General features: G+C 67.4%; 17 protein-coding genes and 1 CRISPR repeat array. Of the genes, 10 read left to right on the forward strand and 7 right to left on the reverse strand.

Features of this window, described 5'->3' with window-relative positions; all coding sequences use genetic code 11:
• The first annotated feature begins 22 nt into the window (after positions 1 to 22).
• Positions 23 to 4084: a CRISPR direct-repeat array (repeat unit 29 nt; unit sequence GGGCTCACCCCCGCATACGCGGGGCGGAT).
• Positions 4085 to 4122: 38 nt separating this feature from the next.
• The 4 genes from cas3g to JS278_RS05740 all read right to left on the reverse strand — a co-directional run bounded on the left by cas3g (position 4123) and on the right by JS278_RS05740 (position 11206).
• On the reverse strand, positions 4123 to 7851 hold the full coding sequence (cas3g, locus tag JS278_RS05725; RefSeq protein ID WP_114044344.1) for a type I-G CRISPR-associated helicase/endonuclease Cas3g: 3729 nt from the start codon (positions 7849 to 7851) through the stop codon (positions 4123 to 4125).
• Positions 7848 to 9173, reverse strand: a complete 1326-nt coding sequence (gene csb2 / locus JS278_RS05730) for a type I-G CRISPR-associated protein Csb2 (protein ID WP_181833837.1) — start codon at positions 9171 to 9173, stop codon at positions 7848 to 7850. Before csb2 ends, cas3g begins: the two co-directional genes overlap by 4 nt.
• Before the next feature lie 2 nt (positions 9174 to 9175).
• Entirely contained in the window at positions 9176 to 10444 is a 1269-nt protein-coding gene (locus tag JS278_RS05735) for a type I-G CRISPR-associated protein Cas7 (protein ID WP_114044346.1), read from the reverse strand.
• A gap of 87 nt (positions 10445 to 10531) precedes the next feature.
• Positions 10532 to 11206, reverse strand: a complete 675-nt coding sequence (locus tag JS278_RS05740) for a type I-E CRISPR-associated protein Cas6/Cse3/CasE (protein ID WP_114044347.1) — start codon at positions 11204 to 11206, stop codon at positions 10532 to 10534.
• Positions 11207 to 11505: 299 nt separating this feature from the next.
• On the opposite strand from JS278_RS05740, the gene JS278_RS05745 reads away from it, so the two are divergent.
• Positions 11506 to 12006, forward strand: a complete 501-nt coding sequence (locus JS278_RS05745; RefSeq protein WP_114044348.1) for a nitroreductase family protein — start codon at positions 11506 to 11508, stop codon at positions 12004 to 12006.
• Positions 12007 to 12019: 13 nt separating this feature from the next.
• Here JS278_RS05745 and JS278_RS05750 read toward each other — a convergent pair whose 3' ends face one another.
• Positions 12020 to 13477, reverse strand: coding sequence for an amino acid permease (locus JS278_RS05750; protein WP_114044349.1), 1458 nt, complete (start codon positions 13475 to 13477; stop codon positions 12020 to 12022).
• Between the two features lie 246 nt (positions 13478 to 13723).
• Between JS278_RS05750 and JS278_RS05755 the strand changes: the two genes are divergently transcribed.
• Positions 13724 to 14329: an HAD domain-containing protein gene (locus JS278_RS05755; RefSeq protein WP_114044350.1), complete on the forward strand. Its 606-nt coding sequence runs from the start codon at positions 13724 to 13726 to the stop codon at positions 14327 to 14329.
• Here the strand turns inward: JS278_RS05755 and JS278_RS05760 are convergent.
• Positions 14283 to 14879, reverse strand: coding sequence for a protein-L-isoaspartate O-methyltransferase family protein (locus JS278_RS05760; protein WP_114046146.1), 597 nt, complete (start codon positions 14877 to 14879; stop codon positions 14283 to 14285). The genes JS278_RS05755 and JS278_RS05760 overlap by 47 nt on opposite strands.
• Positions 14880 to 15115: 236 nt before the next feature.
• Here JS278_RS05760 and JS278_RS05765 point away from each other — a divergent pair, with 236 nt between their 5' ends.
• From JS278_RS05765 to JS278_RS05800, 8 genes are all read left to right on the forward strand, one after another.
• Positions 15116 to 15760, forward strand: coding sequence for a DJ-1/PfpI family protein (locus JS278_RS05765; RefSeq protein WP_220150043.1), 645 nt, complete (start codon positions 15116 to 15118; stop codon positions 15758 to 15760).
• Positions 15741 to 16220, forward strand: coding sequence for a MarR family winged helix-turn-helix transcriptional regulator (locus tag JS278_RS05770; RefSeq protein ID WP_114044351.1), 480 nt, complete (start codon positions 15741 to 15743; stop codon positions 16218 to 16220). Before JS278_RS05765 ends, JS278_RS05770 begins: the two co-directional genes overlap by 20 nt.
• Positions 16217 to 17095 (forward strand): aminoglycoside phosphotransferase family protein, encoded by an 879-nt coding sequence (locus JS278_RS05775; protein ID WP_114044352.1) that lies wholly within the window; start codon positions 16217 to 16219, stop codon positions 17093 to 17095. The genes JS278_RS05770 and JS278_RS05775 overlap by 4 nt, the downstream gene beginning before the upstream one ends.
• Positions 17096 to 17150: 55 nt before the next feature.
• Complete coding sequence (locus JS278_RS05780; protein ID WP_245935213.1) at positions 17151 to 17432, forward strand: DUF3175 domain-containing protein; 282 nt, start codon at positions 17151 to 17153, stop codon at positions 17430 to 17432.
• Positions 17433 to 17616: 184 nt separating this feature from the next.
• Entirely contained in the window at positions 17617 to 18264 is a 648-nt protein-coding gene (locus tag JS278_RS05785) for a CatB-related O-acetyltransferase (protein ID WP_114044354.1), read from the forward strand.
• A 105-nt stretch (positions 18265 to 18369) separates the two neighbouring features.
• Positions 18370 to 19686, forward strand: a complete 1317-nt coding sequence (locus tag JS278_RS05790; RefSeq protein WP_114044355.1) for a DUF6361 family protein — start codon at positions 18370 to 18372, stop codon at positions 19684 to 19686.
• Positions 19679 to 21592 carry a phospholipase D family protein gene (locus JS278_RS05795; protein ID WP_147243156.1) on the forward strand — a complete coding sequence of 638 codons (1914 nt, stop codon included), beginning with the start codon at positions 19679 to 19681 and terminating at the stop codon, positions 21590 to 21592. The genes JS278_RS05790 and JS278_RS05795 overlap by 8 nt, the downstream gene beginning before the upstream one ends.
• Positions 21579 to 25193 (forward strand): DEAD/DEAH box helicase, encoded by a 3615-nt coding sequence (locus JS278_RS05800; RefSeq protein WP_114044357.1) that lies wholly within the window; start codon positions 21579 to 21581, stop codon positions 25191 to 25193. Before JS278_RS05795 ends, JS278_RS05800 begins: the two co-directional genes overlap by 14 nt.
• Here the strand turns inward: JS278_RS05800 and JS278_RS05805 are convergent.
• A complete protein-coding gene (locus tag JS278_RS05805; RefSeq protein WP_114044358.1) occupies positions 25160 to 25723 on the reverse strand; it encodes a TetR/AcrR family transcriptional regulator in 564 nt (187 codons plus the stop codon). The genes JS278_RS05800 and JS278_RS05805 overlap by 34 nt on opposite strands.
• Between the last annotated feature and the right edge of the window lie 14 nt (positions 25724 to 25737).

The following is a 25737-nucleotide window of genomic DNA, read 5'->3' on the forward strand; positions in this document are numbered from 1 at the left end:
ACCAGTTGGCATCGACTCGATTGGTCTCGCCCCCGCATACGCGAGGCGGATCACCTCGTCGGCGAGCTCCATGAATTCCCAGAGGGCTCACCCCCGCATACGCGGGGCGGATGTCACCGACGTCGACGCCATGCTGCGGGTGCTGGGCTCACCCCCGCATACGCGGGGCGGATGTCACCGACGTCGACGCCATGCTGCGGGTGCTGGGCTCACCCCCGCATACGCGGGGCGGATTCGGCGACCATGCCGACGTCTTTGCCGGACAGGGGCTCACCCCCGCATACGCGGGGCGGATACGAAGCAGACCATCCAGACCGGCATCGACGGGGGCTCACCCCCGCATACGCGGGGCGGATGTCGCCCCGAAGTTGTAGGAGCGCACGTAGGAGGGCTCACCCCCGCATACGCGGGGCGGATGACTGGAGGACGGCGGGCACGTTCGCCGCGTCGGGCTCACCCCCGCATACGCGGGGCGGATTATGGCCTGCCGATGATGAGCGGATGGCAGCGGGGCTCACCCCCGCATACGCGGGGCGGATCCGCGCTGGCCGTCAACGTCCCCGGCTTCCCCGGGCTCACCCCCGCATACGCGGGGCGGATCCCTTGGCGCAATTCAAACAGGGGATGATGCAGGGCTCACCCCCGCATACGCGGGGCGGATCTGAGCAAACGCCGCACGCATGCCGACGATCAAAGGCTCACCCCCGCATACGCGGGGCGGATCGAAACAATGCCACGCGGTGAATTCCTCCGAGCGGGCTCACCCCCGCATACGCGGGGCGGATACCCCGAGCGGGTGACCGATCATGCTTGAGGAGGGCTCACCCCCGCATACGCGGGGCGGATCTGTCCGGCGAGGACGTCACCGACGAGGGCGTGGGCTCACCCCCGCATACGCGGGGCGGATCGAACCGCTCTCGCCGACATGGACAATCTCGGTGGGGCTCACCCCCGCATACGCGGGGCGGATTTCGGCGCAGGTCAACAGGTAGACGACAGTGCTGGGCTCACCCCCGCATACGCGGGGCGGATACGCGCGACTTCGACGGGGACCGGCTGGCAGTGGGCTCACCCCCGCATACGCGGGGCGGATCGCTGCCAGCTCGGAGCCATCGACCCCATGGCGGGCTCACCCCCGCATACGCGGGGCGGATGTCCTTGTTGGCCTGTTCGATGCGACGGTACTGGGCTCACCCCCGCATACGCGGGGCGGATGGGACGACGCGCACGGTCTCGATCTGCTGCCTGGGCTCACCCCCGCATACGCGGGGCGGATAAGCTGATCGGAGGATCGGGGATGCCCTCGATGGGCTCACCCCCGCATACGCGGGGCGGATACTGGCCATCCTCCGACAGGAGCGTCTGTGGCGGGCTCACCCCCGCATACGCGGGGCGGATGGCGATCATGGTGGCGATCTCCTCGGGGATGGGGGCTCACCCCCGCATACGCGGGGCGGATCTACTGCCCTCGGTCGTGTGCAGCACCAGCACGGGCTCACCCCCGCATACGCGGGGCGGATAACACCGGCCAGGGGGCCAAGACCGACGTGCACGGCTCACCCCCGCATACGCGGGGCGGATGCGACGGCGACCTGGCGTGCGGCGGCCGACTGCGGCTCACCCCCGCATACGCGGGGCGGATTGAAAGGAGGAGGCCGTGAGACGACCTGACAGGGGCTCACCCCCGCATACGCGGGGCGGATTGACCGTGAGGACATGAATGTGAGGATGGGGCGGGCTCACCCCCGCATACGCGGGGCGGATATGTGCTACGCCGACAACACCACTCACTCCGCGGGCTCACCCCCGCATACGCGGGGCGGATACGGTCCAGGGCGCCAGGAGCGGGCGGGCCGGCGGCTCACCCCCGCATACGCGGGGCGGATTCCGTCAACGCGTCGAGGATCAGGCGCTGCATCGGCTCACCCCCGCATACGCGGGGCGGATTCGATTGGAACCTGTCCACGAGGAGTCGAGATCGGCTCACCCCCGCATACGCGGGGCGGATTGATCGGGCGGCCTTTCGTATGCGGCTGGGACTGGCTCACCCCCGCATACGCGGGGCGGATCGCCCGTACAGGTGCGCCTGCGTCCTGTACTGCGGCTCACCCCCGCATACGCGGGGCGGATTCCGGCGCGGACACCGTCATCCCCGCATTCATCGGCTCACCCCCGCATACGCGGGGCGGATGGGACGCCGATCTATGCGTCGGCGTCCGGTGACGGCTCACCCCCGCATACGCGGGGCGGATTGCCGCTGCGATTCACCCATCGCCGCGAGGTAGGGCTCACCCCCGCATACGCGGGGCGGATATCGGCCAGAGAGGCGACGCGGCGCCACCGCCGGGCTCACCCCCGCATACGCGGGGCGGATCTGCAACTGCTACGACACGATGAACGCGTCCGGGGCTCACCCCCGCATACGCGGGGCGGATCCTCGGGTGGAGACCCCGTGCGCCTCCATCTGGGGCTCACCCCCGCATACGCGGGGCGGATCCGGTCTGAGGCCCACCCTGACCCGACCACCGGGGCTCACCCCCGCATACGCGGGGCGGATAGTCACCGGGACGGCCATCCGGTCAAACAAGCGGGCTCACCCCCGCATACGCGGGGCGGATCTCATGCTTCCACGCCGCCCATCTGGTCTCCTCGGCTCACCCCCGCATACGCGGGGCGGATGCGCTGGGATCGGTGGGGGTGTCCGGATGTGCGGGGCTCACCCCCGCATACGCGGGGCGGATTAGTCGCTCGCTCCGAGCGGTCCGCCGTCGGGGGGCTCACCCCCGCATACGCGGGGCGGATATCCGGTGCGGCAAATCCGGGTGCTGCTCACAAGGCTCACCCCCGCATACGCGGGGCGGATCCAGCCTGTCTCGGTCAACACCAGGAAGCGCTGGGCTCACCCCCGCATACGCGGGGCGGATTGGTCAGTGCTGCGGTGAATGTGCGCATCATGGGGCTCACCCCCGCATACGCGGGGCGGATACCATCTACCAGGTGGCCTCCGAGCTCGACATGGGCTCACCCCCGCATACGCGGGGCGGATTGCCTTGCTGGCATCTCACCTGGGAGCGGGAAGGGCTCACCCCCGCATACGCGGGGCGGATCCATGAGGGCGCTCGCCGACCGTCTGGCCCGCGGGCTCACCCCCGCATACGCGGGGCGGATCTCTCCACTGTCCGGGAGGGTGGCGGTATGAGGGGCTCACCCCCGCATACGCGGGGCGGATCTCGCCTCGGCTGGCAAAATCGGATTCTCGGAGGGCTCACCCCCGCATACGCGGGGCGGATGACCTTCCGCCGTGGGAACTCAGTTTCCCACGGGGCTCACCCCCGCATACGCGGGGCGGATTGTGAATAGCTGGAGTTGCGTGGTCATGATGGGGGCTCACCCCCGCATACGCGGGGCGGATTTGGCGTCGAATGCTGGAGACTGACGGTTCTCGGGCTCACCCCCGCATACGCGGGGCGGATTGATATTCACCTGGTGAGGTTGTGATGGCTGCGGGGCTCACCCCCGCATACGCGGGGCGGATCGCCCCGTACAGCGCCTTCGCGCCAAGGCTGAGGGCTCACCCCCGCATACGCGGGGCGGATGTTCCGTTCGACCTCTGACGACCCAGCAAAGTGGGCTCACCCCCGCATACGCGGGGCGGATGACGTTCTCGGCATTCGTCACCAGCTCCATGTGGGCTCACCCCCGCATACGCGGGGCGGATCAGCCGCGCACGTTGTAGTCGGCGGCGAGCGCGGGCTCACCCCCGCATACGCGGGGCGGATGAGCACCACCGATCCCTCAGGCAGCGCGTCGAGGGCTCACCCCCGCATACGCGGGGCGGATGTCTTCTTACCGTCGTAGCGGGACGCCATGATGGGCTCACCCCCGCATACGCGGGGCGGATAACGCTGAACGGATCAGCAAGAAATCCGGCTACGGCTCACCCCCGCATACGCGGGGCGGATCCCGCGCTTGGCCGGTGGGTGGATGTGCCCGTCGGCTCACCCCCGCATACGCGGGGCGGATTCGGCATGGCGCGCCTCCTCGAATTCGACGTGCGGCTCACCCCCGCATACGCGGGGCGGATACTAACTGACTACGGGCGATACTGGCTGTGGCCCCCTGTCAGACCTCACTAGCCCTGCGCGAGCGCGGTCCTCCGAGCCACTGGAAAACTTTGTCTCCCGCCGCAGGGACCTTCTTCTTTTCTGCGCTGTACACCCAGTCGAGGCCGTCAACCGCCCAAGGCCATCTCGGATGCACAGCACCCACATACGTCATTGCGCGCAACTCATTCAGCGTCACTGGCGTTGTCGGCAGCGGGAGGACCAGTTTTCCGGATCGCGTCACGCCAAGACCACGCACCGGTCCGCTCCCCAGGAGCCCTATGCCGTACATCGCCAGGGGAGCGAGCACAGAACGGGTCTGTCTGGTCTCGGGGCTTCCGAGGCCATTGATCCCTGGCTTCACAGCCTCCGGTCTGTCCATGCCGCCGTCGCACTTTTCATCGCTGAATCCCTTTGCCTCGGAGAGGAGAGCGGCGCACACATCGTGGATATCTGAATGGGAAGGTGTGTTATTCCCTGCCACCATCTTCAGTGCAACGCTCGGGTAGGACGCCATGTTGGCGAAAGGCACGATCGGCATCGGGATCGCACCCTTCGTCTCTGTCGCCGCAAGATCACTCGCCACCCCGGCGGCGAGTCCAACTTCTGCATCGTCAGCATCAAGGAGGAGACCGTGGAGGCAGGCGGCCGGCTCCAGTTTCTGATACTTGACTCCGAACCCCATATTGCTGAGTCCGTGCGATGTGGCGAGCGCTTGTGCCTTGTTCCACTGCGGGTCGTGGAGGATCTGGGAAACCAGCTCGTCCAGTGGTGCAGTCGTTGTCAGGACCGGGATGATCGGTGCGGCACCAGGGCCTCCAAACGGCTCCCAGTGGATCGTCGCTGCCGGATCGGCGATATGTGCCGCGATCAGCAGCCCCGTCGCTGCGTGCCAGCCGGTCAAGGGGTGCGTACGCAGTCCGTCCAGCCGGCGTACCTCAGGATGACCGCCAAGTGGTCCATGAATGGCAGGATCGGACTTGTGGCTGCTCCCTGAAATATCTCGTGGTCGGCACTCCTCGGCCTTCGCCGCTGCATTCCAGTCGGCGAGGCGGAGAACCGCCTCAAGATAGGACAGCCCCCACACGCCGAATCTGGTATTAAGTTCCGCGAACTGATCGGCATGACCGAGTACACGCGGATACTCAGGAATTCCTCCACCCGAGGTCCGTACGGGAGGAAGAATCGGCCGGTACCACCCATGATGCGAACCGACAAGATGGCCGAGCAGTGATGGAGCCGTCTCGAGGCGACGGACCGAGTCTGCTTCATGGCGCCACCCGTCCTCAAGACCGCACGCCTTCCATCGCGCAGCTTCCACCTGAGCGGCGCGCCGCCGGCTTGAGCGTGCCAATGGCACGTCATCAGCCCCGATATATGCCTGCCACTCAGGGCGAAGTTTTCCATCGTCATGACAAAGACCCGCCTCCAGCAGCATGTCGATGATCGGTTGCGGGAGGCCGACCGCCGTGGCATCGGCGTCTGCCCACGCCGCAACTTGCCGCCGGTGCAAGTCCAGAGTTTGCTCTTCCGAGGTTCTCGCCTTGATGTCCTGCGCGAACCTCACGACGACCGCTTGGTTGCTGCTCTGCAAAATCTGCAGTCGGTCAGAGTTGATATCGAGACCGCAGTACTCCGCAACGTTCTCGGCGAGGTCCTGCGCCGCATCCTCCAGCGCTTCGAGAGTCTCATCATCGTCGGCCCCTCCGGAGGACCGGGACCCCAGCGTTGCCAGAACATCTGAGAGGCCATTCGTGTCGACGCCCTCGATCCTGCGTGCGTCGCCGTCGTCGGTCAGCCTCAGCCACAGGGAATGAGTGATCACCAGATCTGCCGATGATGACACGGGCCCGCCCGCACTCGCCGTCAGCATACGGATCAGCGCATCTGTTGAGATGTCGAGCCCGCCGGCATCGTTCCTGGCGCCGGTCCAGCCGAGCTCAGGGGTATATCCTCCGAGACTGCTTGAAAGAATGATCTGTGAAGCCTCACTGGCCTCGAAGCGGCTACCTGGGATCGCCCAGCGTTCCTGTCTCGGATCCCAGATTCGGATCTGCTCCCGATCACTGCCGCCTAACGGATTCCACTGCAGGGATCTGAGGAATACGTCGAAGAGGTCTCGGCGAATGGTGACGTATTCGCTCGGATCGACACGTGGTGAGCTCGGGTCATCGAAGACCGATAGTTCGTCGCGCCACGCGACAGCGATCTCCCGAGCATGTTCGGTATCAGGGCCGCTGATGAGTGCATCGACCGGGATATCGGGGTCGGGAACCGGGCGGGTCTGCGCGAGCAGGGGAAGGTGCGATGACGTGAGTGTCCCGATTCGGGCTGGTTCGGCTTCCAGCGCCTCAGCGTCGAACAGGTCCGACATTTCGATGGCACGCAGCCCGTCGAAGCCCATGTCGATCCCCTGACGAGCTGTCAGGTCGTCCTGTGAGTGCAACAAGCGTGTTGCCGCCCCGACAGTGCGCTCACCGTAGACAGCGGCACTGCCCTTGCGCACGACGGCTTCTGCAGAGGCGTCGTTCCACCCGGCGACGACGGTTGCTCGACCATGCTCATTCGACGTGCCGTCCCGGTTGAGGCGCCCGAGCCGCTGCTTCAATGAGGCCCAGGACGGCGCCTCAGTGATCAGCTCATCGAAGGTGACATCCACCCCGACCTCCAGGGTCTGGGTGGCCACAACCGTGCAGGGCCCCTCGAGGAGTTCACTGTCCAGCCCCGTTCTGTCAAACGGTCTGAAGTGCGAGGTCAGCAGCATGAGCGGAGAGGCGCCGGCCTTTCTCCGGCGGGCGAGCCCGGAATACACCGCCTGGGCGATCTCCACCGTGTTGGCGAACACGATCACCCGTCGGGCATTTCGCTTCCAGGCCTCCTTGGCAGCGGCGACGAGGGCATTCCTGATCTCGCCGTCGGTCGGCTTCACCCACTGAACGAATGCCGTCCTCCTCGCTGCGAGACGCTCAACGGCGGCGTGTCCTCTCTCAGAGGCACTGTCTATAGCGAGTCGTCCTCGATCGCTACCTTGCAAATCCGCGAGAGCAGGCGGCACGGTGGCCCCGAGCAGGGCCATCTGGAGCGGAGGGACTCCGAGATCCTCAGGTGCCCGTGCCTGCAATTCCTGCACTCGCAGAATCGTGTGGATGCTCTGCGACGACAGATGCGGTTCATCGAAGAGGACGAGGGCATCAATGCCGCAGAGGCCGGCCGCGATCGAGCGGGTTCCCGGACTGACCCCGTAACCGCGCAGGAGGAGCCGCGAGACGTACTGGTGGGAGGTGAGCGATATGACTGAGCAGCCCGTGGCCTGCATCCAGACTCTGTCATCCGGACGTTCGCCGTGGATACTGCTCACGGTGACGACGAGTTCGTTACCTGCGCTTCGAAGCGGAGCGAGGGAGTCGTGGACCGCTCTGAGTACATCGGTCGTCGGATCGTTGATGCAGGCCGCGAGGTGGGCTGCATGCGCGGCTGTGGAGTCGATGATCCGACGGCGGTCGACGACATGGAAGATGCGCTGGGGAGCCGTTCGGCGGCTGTCCTCATGACACTGCCGGGCGAGTTCGTAGACGGCGACATCGATGGCCGATGTCTTCCCGAGTCCGGTCGGAACGGCGAGAGTCCAGGGCCACTGACCGGTTTCCTGGACGCTGCGTGCCAGGTCGGCCTGCCAGGCATGCGGCTCGAAACCGTGAACCGCTGCAAAGAACTCCGAGAACGTCGGGAACCCCGAACTCGTGGTCATGACTGACTCCTTGTGACGTGATCGGTCGGACGGAACATGCCGAAGCCTTGTTCGGTCGAGGCGCCGAGCATGAGTGGTCCCTTGATCTCGTCCGCGGTCTCGATGCTCAGCCACCACTGACCGAGACCATCGGTGAGCCCCTCCCCGGACCAGCGGTGATCCTGCGCTGACACCGGGCTGGCCTGGGCCTCCTGCACGATCGCAGTGGTGCCGTACCGATCCGCGATCTCCTGGGTGATGACGAAGGCGAGGACCCGGGGATCCGGAAAGGCGCGCAACGGCGTCGTCGATACCCACCTGCGTGAAACTCTCTCCCACGTGCGTGGTTCGTGTGCTGCTGAGAGCCGTACGGGTCGGCCGCCACGAAGACCCGAGCGCGCGACGGCGTCGGCCACGACCATTGCAGGTGATGAGTAATCCGCATGGCCACCGTTCCCGAGGAACCCGATACCGACGAGCCGTCCGTCGGAGGCAGTGTGCCCACTCACGGTGAGAGGGAAGGCCCTCCAACCGGATGGCAGGTCCTGCGCCATCTCAAGGAACAGCTTGCGCACCCGGTGCTGTTCGACAGGGAATTCGAGGGGAACCACAGTCATCGATCCCGGGCGCACCCGCACCGGGCTGTACGTCAGCGTACGGGTGTAGGCCCCGGCGGGGAGCGGTGGAAGGGCGTTCAGCGCCGGGTCCTCGCCGAAGACGCGTGCGTAGTTCTCGTCCATCCACTCGATAGTGTTCGGCTGCCAGCCGCGCGTGCGACCGGCAGCGTCCTCGCGGGGATACCAGCTGACACGCGTCGGAGACGCCGGTAGCAGCTCTGCATGCCGGACCTCGATCATCGCAGGGTCCTGGGAGCGCCCGAAATAGGGGATGAGAGCGGCTGCGGCGTCGAGCGCGGCGGTCTCGTCTGACGGAAGGTCGATGTCGATGAGCACATCGATCACGCGCCCATCGAGGGCCATTCCTCCCTGGGGCTTGAGGTCCCGGTTCTTCGAGTCCATGCCGAAGAGCTGAAGGCCGAGGAACCGTTCCGGCTTGCTGTCGTTGGACTTGGTGAGCTTCTCCGGCAGGGAGGTCCTATCGGTATAAGTGCCGGGGACTTCCAGATCTACCGCGTCAGGTGCATGAATGACCGGCGGAGGAGATCCTGCGATGCGCGCGATCGCTGCATGTGCGAGGTCCGCTGTATGTGAGTCCTCGAGTGCGTGTGCGCCCGCCTTCAGGGCACCCAGGACCCGGACGGGGGCGGGCGGCCACTGCGCCTGTCCCTGGCTGTCCAGCCCGTGGAAGGCGGGTCTCAGCAGGGTGATGGTGACAGCGATCACCGTCATTCCCCTTCGCTGAAGGCCTTGTCGCGTTCGGTCTTCACCCGTTCGGCGATCAGGTGTTGCTCCGCCCCGGAGTAGTGCAGGCGGATGGGCTCGGCGAAGGCCAGACCGAGGCTTGCGGTCTCCTTGGCGGATTCCTGCAATGCTTCGATGATCTCATCTGTTGAGTTGACTGTCAGCTCTTCCGGTGAGGCGTGACCCCTGGAGACCCAGCCGAAACGCTCCTCAACGGGCACCAGCGCGCACCCGGTACGGAGGAATCCGTCCTCCCCGGCGAGTGCGTGGCCTGCCAGCGCGAGCAGAGTCAGGGTGGTCAATGCGCTGTCCTTCGCTTGGGTATCGGCGAAGTGGATCGAGCGGAGGACGCTGAGGGAGATGCTCGCCTGCTGGAGGATCAATTCGCACGCGTACTGCGTCACGAACACGGTGCGGGGAACCTGCCCGAAGCCTGCCTCGGAAGGCTTCTTCCCCTTCGCGCCCCCGACCTTCAGCGCGTTGTCCTTGAAACTCACCCTCGATGAGTCGGACGCGCCGCCCACAGGATCGAGCTTGGTCGCGCCGGTCCTCACCCCATGAGCACCGTAGCCGACGATCTCCGAGGAGTAGGCGCGGGGCATCTTATGCCGGGCGGCTGAGCCCGAGGAGAGCCAGAAGCCGTAGATGGCCGCGTTCGGGAAGTGCCGGTAGAGCTGTTCACCGGTGCGGGGGCTGGTCGTCGTGATGAGTTCCTTGACCGATCCAGGGGCCTCGTCCTGCCAGACCGGGGTGCCGGACTCGGTCTGCGCGAACTTCATCCAGGCATCGTTCTGGCGGTGGGCGACTTCCCAGGTTGATGCCTCCACCCTGAGCGCCGCTGCTATCTGCGAGTCAGGCTCTGGTGCGCCCGACGGTGCATCGCTGCCGCCGACAATAAGCGCGGGCAGACGGATCCCCAACCGGTCCTGCGCGTTCCAGAGACATGTCTCCGCCATACCGCTCTCGGCGCCGACGCTGTCGAGCGCGACACGTGCACCGAGGACGGGACTGCCGTCGGGATCGCGACGAAAAGCGCTGTACCATCCGGAATCGTCCCGCTCCGGGATGAACGCAGTATCAGAGACGGCGTGCAGCGGAATCCGCGACTTGTCCCCCTCCGGGCGGGCATAGGTAGGCGGTGACACGGCGACGCTGGCTCCGCCGAGAGGCCGATGCACGGTCTCGAGGACCAGGCCTGCAACAGCCGGGTCCTTCACGTGCTGCATGACGTTGTTCTTGAGGGTGGTCGACATGGTGTCCTCCTGAGGATGGGTACGGCAGTGACGGTTCAGATATTCGAGCGCACCCCGAAGCGCGAGGTAGGGAGAGGGAGAAAGGGGTCAGAGGGCCCGAGTACGAAGAAGACCGAGCCCGTAGGTGCGGCCCTTGCCGACGCCGTGCTGCAGCGCATGGGTGAACTCGGGCGCCCGCTCGACGATGGCGCGGGTGGTCACTTCGACGGCCGGGATGCCACGGCCATGCTTGCCAAGGTTGGCGTGACGCAGGGATGAGACCTCGAGAGTCTTCTCCTCGACCCACAGGCCGTGGCGATCGAAGACGTGCGACAGCCAGGCGGCGCGCTCCTCCTCCGGCACGGTGACTGAGCGCGACCGATACGCGCGCCCCTGACCCGGTGCATGAGGCGTGCCAGGCTGCTCGCCGTCGGTACGTGCCTTGAGCTGGGCGCGCAGAGCCCGGGGAACCTGTGATGGCGGAGTCTTCTGGCAGGCGAGCAGCACCTTGATCTCCAGCTCATCGCCGGCAGAGGGGATCGCCACTTCGTGGACTCTCTGGAGGTCGCCCAGCAGCCCGGGATGGGCCGGTGGAGCGTCTGACTGAACTGTGAGGATGCTCCGGTGCCGATCAATGTGCCAGAGGATCCCCATCGATGCTCTTGGAGCATCGCCTTCAATCCTCGCGAATGCGGACATGACGTGGACGTGGCCTCGGTCGCGGTCTTGGAGGAGAAGGTCCCGTAGCGGCGGGGACATGAGATAGGAATAGCGAAAGGTCATGGAGGTTCCTAAGGTTGTACGGCTCTGTACAATTTTGCTCGTGATGCCATGAGACTAGCATCGCTCTCAGCGATCTGTTGGATCGGTGCGCCGGTTGTGCGGCTGTGTTATCAACTGGAGCGTGTCACCTCCTCGCGTATGCGGGGGTCTCTGTTGTGCCGGATCGCTGATGCGCACCCCCGATCCGCGGGTGACACGTCCGACGCCGTCCGGAAAGGCGATGTCGCGGTTCTCCGGCTGGCGCGACGCCAGGGCAAGGTCACCGCCGAGGCCCTGAGAGCGGTCCCTATCCTGACGCCATGACCGACATCGCACCAGTGCTGCGCGGGCGTTGGAGCCCGCGATCCTACGACCCTATCCAGACCATCTCCCCTGACGACGTCAGTCTCCTGCTGGAGGCGGCCCGGTGGGCGCCTTCTGCGATGAACCGGCAGCCCTGGCGGTTCATCGTGGGCATCCGCGGCGACCAGACCCGCTCCCGGCTGGAGCCCTTCGTGACCGGGCACTCCGACTGGGCCCTGGACGCTGCCGCCCTGGTGGTCAACATCTGCGAGTCCGACGAGCGGGGCATCGGCTTCTACGACCTGGGGGACGCCGTCGCCCACATGAGCATCCAGGCCGAGGAGATGGGCCTGCACGTCCGCCAGTTCGGCTCCTTCGACCAGCAGGGGCTGGCCGCCGAGTTCGGCATCGAGGCCCCCTTCGTGCCGATTACCATGACCGCGATCGGAGTGCCGCCGGCCGGCGTCGGCCCCGGCGTGCGCGAGCGGGTCGACGTCGACCAGCTCCTCTGGATCTGAGCCTGAGCTGGGGCTACTTGCCCGGCTGGACGGACTCGGTGCCCGAGTCGTCGGTGCGGGCACGGCGTCGCACCACCGCCCAGACCGCTCCGAGGATGGCGAACCAGACCGGCGTCAGCTCCATGGCCGCCAAGGTGTCGGGCTCCTGGGTGAGCAGTACCAGCACGAAGACGAAGAAGGCCAGGACAACCCAGCACATCCCCCGGCCGCCCGGCATCGGGTAGACCGACTCCCGGTGCGCACCCGGGTGCAGCTTCCGGTAGCGCAGGTAGCTGACGAGGATCATCGACCACACGAAGATGAACAGCACCGAGGCCACCGTCGTCACCAGGGTGAAGGCCGCCATGATCGAGCTGGAGAGGGTGAGGATCACCGAACCGCCCACCAGGACGACGGTGAAGACCAGGCCCCAGGTGGGCACGCCGGATCGGCTGAGCCTCCCGAAGGTCCTCGGCGCCATGCCCTTGTGGGCCAGGCCGAAGAGCATCCGGGAGTTCGAGTAGATGCCCGAGTTGGCCCCCGAGGCGGCGGAGGTGAGGACGACGAAGTTCATCACGGTGGCCGCGGCGCCGAAGCCGATGAGCCCGAACATCTGGACGAAGGGGGAGGAGTCGGCGTGGACGCTGTCCCAGGGGGTGACCGACATGATGCCCAGCAGCGCCAGGACGTAGAACAGCAGCACCCGGACCGGCACCGCGTTGATGGCTTTGGGCAGGGTCTTGACGGGATCCTTCGTCTCCGCCGCGGTGGTGCCGACCAGCTCGATGCCGACGAAGGCGAAGACCGCGATCTGGAAGCCGGCGAACAGTCCGCTCCAGCCCGAGGGCATGAACCCGCCATGGGCCCACAGATTGGTGATCGACGCCTGCGTCCCGTCGGGTGCCCGCAGGCCGATGACGACCAGCAGCACCGACGCGATGATGAGTACCGAGATGGCGATGAGCTTGATGAGGGCGAACCAGAACTCGAGCTCGCCGAAGAGCTTGACCGTCAGGAGGTTGAGCCCGAGCAGGAGCAGCAGGGTGCCCACCGCCAGGATGACTGCCAGGCCCTTCGAGCCGACCCAGTACTCCCAGTAGCTCGTGACCCCGATGAGATCGGCCATGCCGGTGGCGATCCAGCACAGCCAGTAGGTCCAGCCGAGGAAGAAGCCGGCCCACGGGCCGAGGAGGTCTGCGGCGAAGTCCTGGAAACTCTTGTAATTGAGGTTGAACAGCAGCACCTCGCCCATCGCCCGCATGACGAAGAAGAGCATGATGCCGATGACCAGGTAGGCCACCACGATGCTGGGGCCGGCGGTGTGGATCGTCTTTCCCGACCCCATGAACAGGCCGGTGCCGATCGCCCCGCCGATGGCGATGAGCTGGATGTGACGATTGGAGAGGTCTCGTCGCAGATGGTCCCCGGTGTCCTGGGAATCGCCGGTCGCGACGCTCTGCTCTGAGCTGGTGCTCCGGGTCTCGGCGCTCACCGGGGAGTCACCGCCTGGATCGTCATTGCGGGCGCGGCCGTGGGGCCATGGGTCGGGTTCGGAGCCATGGGTGCAGTCTGTGCCCGGGCCTGGATCGCTCCTCGGACGGTCCGCATGGTGGAAGCCGTGCCCATGATATGTGACGGATCTCACGGCATTCGGCGGGCGGGACGAGATCGGGGCCTGTTCGCGTCGCGCGGCCCTGATCAGACCATGCAGCCCTGACCGGTGAGGCAGAGTACAGCTATGGGCGGCATCAACATCTATCTCGACATCGACGGGGTGCTCAACCGCTACGGGCCGGTCCGTCGTGGCAGGACGGGCGCAGACCCGGTCGATCCGGACGAGGACGAGTGGTCGGCCTACACGTCGGCGGGGGGTGTGCTCATGTGGCCCCCCGAGATGATGGCACGGATCAACCGGCTGCTCGCTGCGCCGGAGGTCACACCGTACTGGCTGACGACCTGGGAGTCGGAGGCCGCGGTGTTCGGGGAGCAGGTCGGCCTGGAGGGTTCAGCCGATTGGACATGGCTGCCGTCGCGTGGCCTGTCGGCCGACGGCCGGTGGCAGAAGTTCGCGAGCATCCGCGATCATGTCGATCAGACCGATCCGATCTTCGCGGTGTGGCTGGACGACGACCTGGCTCACGAGTCCGAGGCCCGTCGCTGGGCCCGCAGGAGCGGACGGGTCCTCGCCTTCGCTCCCGAACCGATGGTGGGCCTGCGGCCCTCCGAGCTGGCCCGGATCGAGGAACTGGTCGCCGAGGCGCTTCGGACCGGGCGGTCCCCGATGGCGGGGCGTGCGCTCAGGATTCCTGGAGGGGGACGAAGGCGTACTGCCCGTGGTGACTGACCTTCAGGTGATCGCCGGATCGCCTCACACGGGTCATGACGCCGTCCACCGGTACCACCAGGAGGCCGCCGTCCGAGAGTTGGGCGGCCAGTGAGGAGGGGACCCGTGCGCGGGCGTCGGCCGAGACGAGAATCCGGTCGTAGGGACCGGCCGACGGCAGACCGAGGACGCCGGGCTCGGCGATCTCGACCCTCCAGGGGCCCAGCCCGGGGATCCGGGCCAGCGCCCTGCGGGAGGAATCGACCAGGCGCGGTTCGAGCTCGACACCGATCACCTCTCCTCCGGGCGACGCCAACCGGGACAGCAGGCCGGTCGTCCAGCCCGATCCGGAGCCGACGTCGAGGACCCGCTGGCCCGGGCGGACGTCGAGCAGGATGAGCATCTCTCGTACGGTCGAGGGCTGGGAGCAGGTGGGCCCGTCGCCCAGTGGCAGGGCGGCGTCCACGTCGGCGTAACGGCGCAGCGTCTTCGGCAGGAATTCCGATCTCGGCACAGCCAGGAAGACGTCGCCGATCCGGCCGGCGCCGGTCTCATCCGCATCCCGTCCCATGCCCCCATTGTCCACGGTGTCAGCGAGGCGGAGTCGGTCCCGAATGTGGCGCGAGGCGACGTCGGGTCCCCAGACGGACGGGTCCGCGCCGTCTGGTGCCACATTGGGATTCATCGGGCCCCGCAACGCGACCGGATGCAACACGCTGGAGTCGCTGGACGCCTCCTGCTGATCCCCGCTCGTGAGCACATCTAGCGTCACGACAGCATGCTGTCATAATAGACAGCACACTACCGATGAAGGATGTGATGACGATGCGCACGATCGCCCTGTACGCGACAGAGACGATGGCGGACTGGGAGTACGCCTATCTCACGACCCAGATCGCCCGGGCGGAGGAGATCCGCCCAGGCCGGTTCGCCCTGGTGCTCGCGGGCGACGGGCTCGCCGAGGTGTCCTCACTCGGGGGGATGCCCGTCCGGCCGTCCGTCGACCTGTCCGACCTCGCCGGCGACGACTCGCTCGCGGCCCTGGTGATCCCCGGAGGAGATCATTACGACACTGGACACGATCGACTGCTCGAACTCATTGCCTCGCTGCTGCGGCGCGGTGTTTCGGTCGCCGCGATCTGCGGTGCGACATTTCTGCTGGCTCGCGCCGGGTTGCTCGACCGGCGCAGGCACACGTCCAACGATACCGCCTTCCTGCAGATGTCCGGCTATCGCGGAGGGGAGCGCTATGTGGCCGAGCCGGTGGTCACCGACGACGGCATCACCACCGCGAGCGGGGTGCATCCTGTCGCCTTCACCGCGGAGGTCATGCGCCTGACGGAGCTGTATCCCGACGACGTCGTCGCAGCCTGGGAACGTCTCTACACGGCCGGTGAGGCAGCCGCGTTCTATGAGCTGATGGAGGCGACCCATGCCTGGCAGGACGCCTGAGGGGGACGCGCTCACCGGCCTTGTGCTGCCGGCCTTCGAGTTGAACGGCGAGTTCCTCTCCGCCGCGGCCATGATCAGCGCGCCGCACGAACTGACGCCCGCCCGGTGGCAGGTGCTCGGTGCTGTCCTGGAGACGCCGTTGCCGGTCGCAGAGATCGCCCGCCGGATCGGTCTGGGGCTGACCAGGCAGAGCGTGCAACGGGTGGCCAACGATGTCGTCGCGCGGGGATGGGCCGACTGGAAGGTCAACCCGCATCACCGGCGCGCGAAGCTCCTGGTCCCCACGCAGGAGGGCCGTCGGGCCGTGACCGCGATGGCCCATGAGCAGCACGCCTGGGCGGATCGCGTCGGGGGCGCCGTCGGTCTGGAGAATCTACGCACCCTGAGAACGCTCATCGCCCGCGTCATCGACGTCTCGCGACAGTACCGCGAAGGGTCCCGCAGGTCGGAGGACCGGTGACTTTCCGCACACCGGTCCCCGACGCCCTCCAGCAGGAGCTGCGGGCGGCGCTGCCCGATGCCGACGTGACGGGCGCAGTCTTCCTGGACGAGGGTATTTCCAGTCGTGCGTACCGCGTGCTGGCGGGGGACTCCTCCTGGATCGTCCGCGTACCGAACGACTACCCGCAGCCGTGGCGATGGGGCGGCGGACGTGCCTTCGAGGTGCCCTGGCTGCGCCATCTGGCATCGCTTGGCCTGCCGGTGCCTCGCGACGCCCTCAGTCTCGACGATCCTGCCAGCGGGCTGCCACGGGTGCTCATCACCCGTGAGATCGGGGGCCGGCCGATGGCCGGCCCGCCACCGGACACCGGGCCGATCGTCGGCGAACTAGCGTCATTCCTGAGGACTGTGCATGCCGTTCCGCCGTCGACCGCCCGCCGGCTCGGACTGCCGGAACGATCACAGCTCGATGCGCTCGCCCAGGCCTTTCAGCGCGTCGCCCCGATCCTTCCGCGCGGGGACGCGGACCGGGTGTGCGAGATGCTGGGGCGCCTGGAGGCGCTGGAGCCGGCGCCGGTGGCGGTCCACGGTGACTTCCGGGGCGATCACTGGTTCGTCGACGACGCCTGTCATCTGATCGGAGTGATCGATTTCGGCGACAGCGCGCTGTCGGACCCGGCCATCGACTTCGCCCGCTTCACGTACCAGTTCGGGAGTTCCTTCAGGGATGAACTGATCCGTGCCTATGGCGCCGGCGACGAGTCTCTGCGCGAGAGGGCGATCCTCTACGAGGCGCTCGAACCCCTAATCGAGCTCGACGGGGCCGACGAGGTCGAATGGTGGGACCGCTCAGAGGCGCTGGCGGCTCTGCGGCGGGGCATCGACGTCTCGTAGGTGGCCATATCGCGACCTACTGTGGTGACGTGTCGCCGGTGAAGGAGGGATGGAGATGAGCGACAGGAAGAAGTGGTCCCAGGACGTCACCGAGCACTCGGACTCCCTGGACCTGGAGGAGGGGGTGTTCAGTTGGAAGGACCCGGCCCGGATCGCGGCGTCGCTGATGCGATCTGCGAAGGAGTCGACCAGGAGAAAGGCGTCATCGCCCTACCGGTCGGCGATGTCGATGCTGACCTTCTACATGAACAGGGCCGGCAGCGGTCTGGACGACGAGCAGCGCCAGGTGCTGGACCGGGCCAAGGACGAACTGCGTCGTCTGCGAGATGAGAGCTGAATGCCCTGAATCCCCAATGTGGCTCGAGATGACGTCCTGGCGTGGGAAGGTGAGATCTGCGCCGCCTGGCGCCACATCGGGTACCGCGTCTGATGCTGCAGAGGGCGGCCCGGCAGCATGGGACATGTCCCGGGTCACGCCCCGCAGGGGGCATCAAGGCCAGGGCATCCATGATGGAGGTGTGATGAAGAACGTGCCCGATCCCGACCGGCTCACCCCGACCACCCGGCCCGGTCTCACCAACGTCGTGTTCCTCAAGAACGAGGTCACCTCGGAGTTCATCGACGTCGGCGAGTTCAGCTACGCCGACTCCGAGAGCGATCCCACCCCCTTCGAGCGGCGCTGTGTGAAGTACCTCTATGGGCCGCAGAAGCTGCGCATCGGCAGGTTCACCACCATCGGGCCCGGCGTAACGATCCTCATGCCCGGCGGCAACCACCCGATGATCGGGCCCTCCACCTACCCGTTCGCCATGTTCGGCGGCGACTGGGCCGACGCCACGCTGGACACCTTCCTGGCCGTCGACCAGCCCGGCGACACCGTCATCGGCAACGACGTGTGGATCGGGCGCGACGCCACGATCATGCCCGGGGTCACCATCGGCGATGGTGCGGTGGTGGGCGCGTGCAGCGTCGTGACCAAGGACGTCGGCCCCTACCAGGTGGTGGCGGGCAACCCGGCTCGCCCGGTCCGCGCCAGGTTCACCGATGAGGAGATCGACCTGCTGCTCGCCGTGCGCTGGTGGGACTGGCCCATTGAGACCATCACCCGTCATGCCGCGGTGATCATGGCCGGAACCCCGCAAGAACTGGCCGAGCGGGCGTCCATGTGACCTTCGACGGAGCCAGCGAAAGAGGAGTACGGGTGGGGATCGCCCTGATGCCGACGGTCGGGTCGCAGAGGCTGCGGCGCGTCCGTTGAGGCTACGATCAGCGCCATGGTGACCGTACTGGCCTGGCTCGACGGCGACACGGACCAGCGCCAGCGGATGGTCGACATGCTCAATGCCACGGGGGAGAGGACCGCGCTGGACGAGCTCGGGTTCGGGACCATCCGGGACGCCTTCGCCGACGCCTTGTTCCCTGCTACCTCAACTCAGCACACGCGCATCCGCTACTTGCTGTTCATCCCTTGGATGTTCCGACACATCGCGGCGGATCCGAGCCGCAGCAGAAAGGCGAAGAAAGACACCCGGGGAGCTCGAGACGTGCTGGCTGGCGTCAACCAGGAGCTCGTCGGGGCTCTCAAACAGAGGCAGAACGGCGACTCGCGCCCGGCCGCGGAGCGCACCGGAGGCATCATCGGCGCCCAGTCCGGCCGGGCGCTGCGCATGCTGCCCTCCAGCATCTACTGGTCGACGATGAACACCCTTAGGATTCACGACGGCGCGGAGACATCCCCGATCCGTCTTCTCCATCGCGTCATCGACACCCGCGCCGCATCGAGACGCCGGCGGTCCTCCGACGAGACCGACGAGACAGACCGCCTGTCCGACGGGCTGACCTGGACGCTGCCCCCGGCTCCCGACAGCTTTCTCCAGGACGATGCGGCTCTGACCTTCGAGCTGAATCGCGACGAGGCAGAATTCCTCGCCGGCCGCTTCCAGAGCGTCGAACCCGTCCAGGATCGGCCGGTGCTCGCCCGGTCGATGATGTGCTGGCTGATCCGCGACAATGGCTGCGAGACCTCTGGAGCGCGATACCCCTGGAACCGGGATCTCCTCGACGCCGTCCCCGACGACATCCGCCGTGTCCTGATTCACGCCCGCGACTTCAACCTGCTGACCCGCGGGGCCGCAGCCCAGTACAACGTCCAACTCGCCGAGGCCCTCGCAGACCAGACCGGTCCGGTGAGCGAGAGCGCCCGAGACGTATTGGACCAGTGGCTGGCAGAGGCCTCGGAGCCCGGAGCACTGTGGCGCCGCGACGCCGGGCATGAGGACTTCGAGGACTTCCGACGCCTCGTGCTGAGCCTCAACCCTCGAATTCCCCGGACCACAGTGACATTCGTCGAGGACTGGCTGGACGGGATCCGCGACGCGCTCACTTCGCACCGCAGCACCAACATCCCGGCCACTCGGGCCCTCATCTCCGCGCGCGAGGCCGCGCTCAAGGGCCGCCGCGCCCGCCTCACCCACGCTTCCGCGCGCGAGGCTCGCAGCGGACTGATGAGCACAGATTACGACTTCCGCTGGTTGGTCGCCCGCCGACATCTGGACGACATCCATGCGGGTCTGGAGCCGGCCGATGCCTGAACGCGAGGACATCCTCAACCCTTCGAGTCGCCTGCTCCTGTCCGACGCGTTGCGTCCACCGACCGGCTACGACCTGGACATCGGCGTCGGGACGACGTACTCCCTCAACCTTGATGCTCTCCTGCTCATCCCATTCATCCTGTCCTCGAGCCCGGCCGGCGACGACGCCGACGCGCACCCGACCCGGATGCTGGCCTCGCTGCGTCGGTACGCCGACCGGCTCACGGTCTTCGCCCAGGCGGGCAACATCCATGCGCCGAGCACGTACCGGGCCTTCCACACCTTTCTTGAGGACGCCGTCGTCCAGGTCACCGCGCCCTGCGAGGGCCGCATCTTCCACCCCAAGATCTGGGCGCTGCGATTCATCGCTCCCGGATGCGAGCCCCGGCACCGGTTGGTGTGCTCCTCGCGCAACATCACCACTGAGACGATGTGGGACGCCATCCTCAGCTGCGACGAGTCGGTATCGGACCCCGACGGCCAAGGCCCGGGTGTTCTCGACGCGGCCCCGCTCGTGGACTTCCTGCGCGCCCTCCTCACTTTTCCCGGTTCTGGAGCTCTGGCCTCAGGGCACCGGCGCCAGGTGGGGAGCCTCATAGCGTCGCTGTCGGCGATCGGCGGCTTCGAGGTCCCCGAGCCGTTCAAGGGAGGCCGTCTGGTTCCCCTCGGTCTACCCGGTGCGGACCTGGACGCTCAGTGGCCGATCCCCAAGGGGGAGCGGTCCTGGGGCGTCGTCTCCCCGTTCCTGGACCCCGGAACGCTGCGACGTCTTCCGCGATCCGGCGATACCCACATCCTGATCTCCCGTCCCGACACCCTCGACCGCCTGGCCGGGGAGATCGACGGGCTGCATCGCAGACCCGAGCTCAAGGTGATGAGCAGCTGGACACAGCCCGTCTCTGAGGAGAACTCGGCGGTCGAGTCCCGCGAAGGTCTGCACGCCAAGGTGCTGGCGTGGTGGGAGTCATACCGTGGCCACGTCCTCCTCGGCTCGGCGAACTGCACCTCGGCCGCCTTCGGCGGCAACATCGAGTTCGGCGTCGAACTGTGGGCCGGCCTGCGCAAGAGACACGGATGGATTTCCGGCGTTCTGGGCGAGGCCTCCGGCCTGGCCGACGTCCTGGAGGACTACCGTCCCGCGACCAGCGACGCCGAGGATGAGGAGGCCGAGCAGCGGGCCCTGGACCGCGAGATCGAACTGGCCATGGCCCGTGTCGCCCTGGCGTGCCCGAGACTGCGCGTCAGTGCGGTCGCCGGCGCGCCGGAACCCGCGTTCCGGATGGTTCTGGACGTGCCCTCCGCAACCCTGTCCGGGCTCAACCGGCCGGGCTGGACGTCGACGGTGCGCCCACTCAGCGTTCCTGAGACGTGGGCCGTGCAGGTGCCAACCAATGCCGAGGCGGCCTGGACTCTCACCGAGCACACCCGCGTCACACCCTGGCTGGTGGTCGAGGTCGACGCCGTATCAGGCGACGCGACCTCCCATCTCACCCGTGTCATCAAGGCCGATCTGGATCTGGATTCCGATCTTTCCGCCGACCGGGAGGAGTTCGTGATGCGCGAGCTTCTCTCCGACCCGGGCCGGATCCTGGCGTACCTGGTCATGCTCATCGCCGGAGGTGAGGCGGTCCTGCCCGAGGCGGGAGAGCCCCTCATCAGTGCGCATGCCGGTGAGGCATCGGTGGCAGCCTCTGCTGCGCCGATGCCGGAGATGCTGGAGGCCCTGGTTCATCTGGCGTATTCCGATCGGGCGCAGCTGGCCCGCGTGGGACGCGATATCGACGTGCTGCTGGCGGAGACTCCGGAGGCCCCCGAGCTACAGGAACTGCGCGATGTGTGGGGAGCGTTCGCCCCGCTCGCGATGTCGGAGGACCACGAGGGGGAGGATCGGCATGGACGATTCTGAATGGCAGTTCGACGTCGAGTCCGAACTCGCGCCCCTCAAGGATTTTCAACGCAGCACCGTCGACAACGCCTTCAACCGGCTGTACGACGACGCCGACCCGGTCGACTCTTTCCTGGTCGCTGACGAGGTGGGGCTGGGCAAGACCCTGGTGGCCCGCGGCGTCATCGCCCGTACCGCCGACCACATTCTGCGAGCCGAGGGCCGCTCCCAGGCTCGCATCCTCTACGTCTGCTCGAATGTCCAGATCGCCCGGCAGAACCTGCCCAAACTCATGATGGGCCCGGGAGCCGCCCGCGCCGAACAGTCGGCGACGCGCCTCACCCTGATGCCGGCCGCCCCATCCTCGCAGCGCCTCACCTTCACCGCCTTCACGCCGGGCACCTCCATCAGCTTCGGCGATCAGCTGGGGCAGGCCGGCGAACGAGTCCGCCTCTATCTGCTCCTGAGATCCGCCGGTGTCATCGATGAGGGCCTAGCGGGGGCGCGCGAGGCCTGGATCGACCTGTTGCGCGGATGGTCCGGTTTCGAGAGCTTCTCGGAAGAGGTCGGCCGGTCGGCGGAGAGCCGGCGGTGGGTCGGTGCGGATGAGCGGCGTCTTGCCGAGGCTCTGCGCCGCGATCTGGATCAGGGCATCGAGCCCGGGGGAGGCGCCGGATCCACGGCTCCCCTGACCACGTCGCGCCTCATCGGGATCGCCCGGGAGTTCCGGGACGCGCACCGCGAGGTTCCCCCGGATCTGGCGGCCCGGCGCACTGAGGCGGTCGTGGCTCTGCGACGTCGGCTGGCATGGCTCGTCGCGGCGTCATTCCGCCCGGACCTGGTGGTCCTCGACGAGTTCCAGCGGTTCAAGGACCTCCTGCCCGACCCTGCCGCGGATGCCGCGGACCGGGCCGAAGCCGAGTTCAGCAGGCGGTTGATGGCGATGATGCTCGGACGGCAGGGTGGAGGCGATCGCCGGTCGCGGATGCTGCTGCTGTCGGCCACGCCCTACCGGATGTACTCCCAGGGCCGCGATGCGCAGGGGGACGATCACTACGACGACTTCATCGCCACCGTCCGCGCCTTGGCCGATGCGCGGGAGGGGACGCCGCCCCAGCACCCTCATGCCGACTCGGTGAAGAAGGGCCTGGCAGATATCCGCCGTGCCATGCGGTCCCGCGACCTGGAGCGTGCCAGACAGGCGCGCGACCGGGTCCAGGACGAGCTGCGGCGGATCATGTCTCGCACCGAGAGGCTGGCCGCGACCCCCGACCGCGACGGGATGCTCACAACCGTGGACACCCCGGCCGGGCCTCTCACGACCGAGGACGTCAAGGATTACATCTCGCTGCGGACCCTCGCCCGCTCGGTCGGGTCCTACGATCCCCTGGAGCTGTGGCGCTCGGCTCCCCACACGCTGGCGATGATGGACGACCGGACTCGCTACGACCTGGACCAGCGCCTCCATCGCCTGCTGAAACCTGATGAGCGTGGCGAGGTGGACCGCCACGCGACCCGTGAGGTGGCCGGAGCGCTGGAGCGGGCAGGGCACTGGGTCGGTGCTCCATCCTTCGACGACACGGCCGACTCCTCGGACGAGGACGGGTTCGACGAGTCGCCACTGGACATGGACTCGCTCACCGGCCTGTCCCGGATGCGGCTGGATGCCGGCAATCCGAAGATGCGCACCCTGATGCGAGATCTGTGGGGTGATGGCCGCGGGTCCGACGGCGTCCCCGAGTCGTGGAGGATGATCTGGGTGCCTCCGTCGATGCCGCGTCACCGGTTGTCCGGGCCCTATCGGGGCGCGGAGCGCTTCTCAAAGCGTCTTGTGTTCTCCCGGTGGGCGGTGGCGCCGAAATCGATCTCGATCCTGGTGAGCAACCGCTCCCAGTCGCTGGCCCGCGACGCGGCGCGCAGTCTCCTGGGCGAAGGGTGGCAGCCGCTGAAGTACCCGCTGCGTCCGGGTCTCCGGAAGGAGTCCGGGTCGCTGTCGAAGGTGTGGACGTGGGGGATGGCATATCCCTCCTGGGCTCTGGCCCGGCTCGGCGACGTCACCGAGTACACGCGGCGGACCGGACAGAACCTTCCGGTCGATCCGGACGAGCAGCGGCGGGATGTGGCCGAGTGCCTCCGCTCTCGACTCGTCGAACTTCAGAAGCGTTACGGCGACGGTCACGGCACGGTCGACGCCCGGTGGTACGGCGTCGCAGGTGTCCTGCTCGACCGTCAGGCCGCCGCGGCGACGGGCACCGCATGGGTGGGGCCCGCACAGCTCGGTCTGGTCGGCAGCCTGCCGGGGAGTTCGAAAGGGATCCAGGCCCACCTTGAGGCCCTCGACGACACCGAGGGGCTCGGCGCTCAGCCCGACGATCTCGCCGACCGGCTCGCCGAGCAGGCGCTCGCCGCGCCGGGAGTGTGCGCCCTGAGAGCGCTCGCCGGGGTCGAGTCCGGGGAGTCGAGGGGTAGATGGGCGCAGGCGCTGCAGACGAAGGCGGTTCGAAGCGGTGCGTTCCGTATCGGCTGGGCGATGCTTCGGCTCTTCGATCGTCCCGAGATCCAGGCCGCCGTCTGGGCAGGCTTCCAGGTGGACCACGGCGGCCGGCATGCCGAGGAAGATCCGGAGTCCAGGTCGCAGGCGTACCTGGGAGCAGTGCTGGACCAGTGCCAGGCCGGGGATCTGGATGCCGTCCTGCCCGAGTATCTTCACCAGATCGGCGAGTCCGTCGGAATGCTCGATGCTGGACGCGAGGTAGACACGGTGATCAGGGTCGTCGACGAGGTCGTCGCGGCGCTTTCCATCAAGACAGCCAATCAGCAGCTCCGGCCATTGACCTTCCAGGACGGCGGCGTCATGGAGGCCGAGCCCGAGAAGATGCCGTGCCGCTTCGCCCTGAGATACGGCGACGTGGCGGCCACCGACCAGGCGGAGAACCGCTCCGAGGTGGTGCGAACGGCCTTCAACTCGCCGTTCTGGCCGTTCGTGCTGGCGACGACCTCCGCCGGCCAGGAGGGCATCGACTTCCACCGGTACTGCCGCTGCGTCGTCCACTGGAATCTTCCCAGCAATCCCGTCGACCTGGAGCAGCGCGAGGGCCGGGTCCATCGGTACAAGTGTCTGGCGGTACGACAGAATGTCGCGCTCACCTGGGGCCCCGACACCAGGGTCTGGCGATCCCAGGACCCGTGGGAGACCGTGTTCAGGGTTGCCGAGGAGGATATCGCCGCATCAGGAAGGGACGATGAGATGCAACCGCTCTGGGTGTGGTCGCCGGATGCGTCCGATGCGGTCCGGATCGAACGACGCGTCCTGCCACTCCCGTTCAGCCGGGAGCAGGGGCAGTACCGTCGACTGGTCCGCATGCTCGGGAGTTATCGCATGGCCTTCGGCCAGCCACGGCAGGAGGAGCTGCTTGCGGTTCTTGGCCCGGATGCCGGCGACGACGTCGATCTGACACGGGCTGCGATGATCGACCTGACACCACACGGCCGACAGCTTTCCTGCGGTCACAGGCCGGCAGCCGTCACATGCAGCGCGGTCACCTCGCCCCTCACAGTGCGGACGCGGACCGTCCGCGGACAGGACGTCTACGGGGTGCGGGCCGCAAGGCCTGTGAGGTAGGCGGCGATGATGTCCTCCTCGTCGATGGGCGCGGCTCGGACGATCCGCTGCATGAGCAGCGCGTCGACGAGACCCGCCAGGTCCTGGGCGTGAACGTCGGGATCGTCGACGTTCAATTTCCGGAGCATCGAGGTCGCCGTCCGGGCGAACTTTTCGCGCATCCGTGGCCGGGTGGCGAGGGAGGCGCGGAGTTCGGGGTCGGCGTGGCACTCCAGGAGGAGGATGAGCCTGGCCCGGTGGTCGTCGGCCCGCCGCATGGTGTCATCGAGGCCCGCCACGACCAGCCGTGCCGCGGTCCGCGGCGTGAGGTCCCCGGGGACGTCGTGCGCGGCCAGGTCATCGCCGGTGCGCGTGGCGAGACGGTCGACGACGAGGACGATGAGGTCGCGTCGCGTGCGGGCGTAGTACGAGGTCGATCCCTCGGCCAGGCCGAGGTCCCGGTCGACGTTCAGATGCGTGAGGGCGCGGGCCCCTCGTGCGGCGAGGATTCGGATGCCTGCCTCGGCGATCCGGGTCCGACGATCGGTCACTGGTGCGCCTCTTC

The sequence above is a fragment of the Acidipropionibacterium virtanenii genome (assembly GCF_003325455.1).
Classification (GTDB): Bacteria; Actinomycetota; Actinomycetes; order Propionibacteriales; family Propionibacteriaceae; genus Acidipropionibacterium; species Acidipropionibacterium virtanenii.

Excerpts from the sequence above, each read along its gene's own strand:
- cas3g (WP_114044344.1), bottom strand. The coding sequence starts at position 7,851 with ATGACCACGAGTTCGGGGTTCCCGACGTTCTCGGAGTTCTTTGCAGCG.
- JS278_RS05735 (WP_114044346.1), bottom strand. The coding sequence starts at position 10,444 with ATGTCGACCACCCTCAAGAACAACGTCATGCAGCACGTGAAGGACCCG.
- JS278_RS05740 (WP_114044347.1), bottom strand. The coding sequence starts at position 11,206 with ATGACCTTTCGCTATTCCTATCTCATGTCCCCGCCGCTACGGGACCTT.
- JS278_RS05745 (WP_114044348.1), top strand. The coding sequence starts at position 11,506 with ATGACCGACATCGCACCAGTGCTGCGCGGGCGTTGGAGCCCGCGATCC.
- JS278_RS05755 (WP_114044350.1), top strand. The coding sequence starts at position 13,724 with ATGGGCGGCATCAACATCTATCTCGACATCGACGGGGTGCTCAACCGC.
- JS278_RS05760 (WP_114046146.1), bottom strand. The coding sequence starts at position 14,879 with ATGGGACGGGATGCGGATGAGACCGGCGCCGGCCGGATCGGCGACGTC.
- JS278_RS05765 (WP_220150043.1), top strand. The coding sequence starts at position 15,116 with ATGAAGGATGTGATGACGATGCGCACGATCGCCCTGTACGCGACAGAG.
- JS278_RS05770 (WP_114044351.1), top strand. The coding sequence starts at position 15,741 with ATGCCTGGCAGGACGCCTGAGGGGGACGCGCTCACCGGCCTTGTGCTG.
- JS278_RS05780 (WP_245935213.1), top strand. The coding sequence starts at position 17,151 with ATGAGCGACAGGAAGAAGTGGTCCCAGGACGTCACCGAGCACTCGGAC.
- JS278_RS05785 (WP_114044354.1), top strand. The coding sequence starts at position 17,617 with ATGAAGAACGTGCCCGATCCCGACCGGCTCACCCCGACCACCCGGCCC.
- JS278_RS05790 (WP_114044355.1), top strand. The coding sequence starts at position 18,370 with ATGGTGACCGTACTGGCCTGGCTCGACGGCGACACGGACCAGCGCCAG.
- JS278_RS05795 (WP_147243156.1), top strand. The coding sequence starts at position 19,679 with ATGCCTGAACGCGAGGACATCCTCAACCCTTCGAGTCGCCTGCTCCTG.
- JS278_RS05800 (WP_114044357.1), top strand. The coding sequence starts at position 21,579 with ATGGACGATTCTGAATGGCAGTTCGACGTCGAGTCCGAACTCGCGCCC.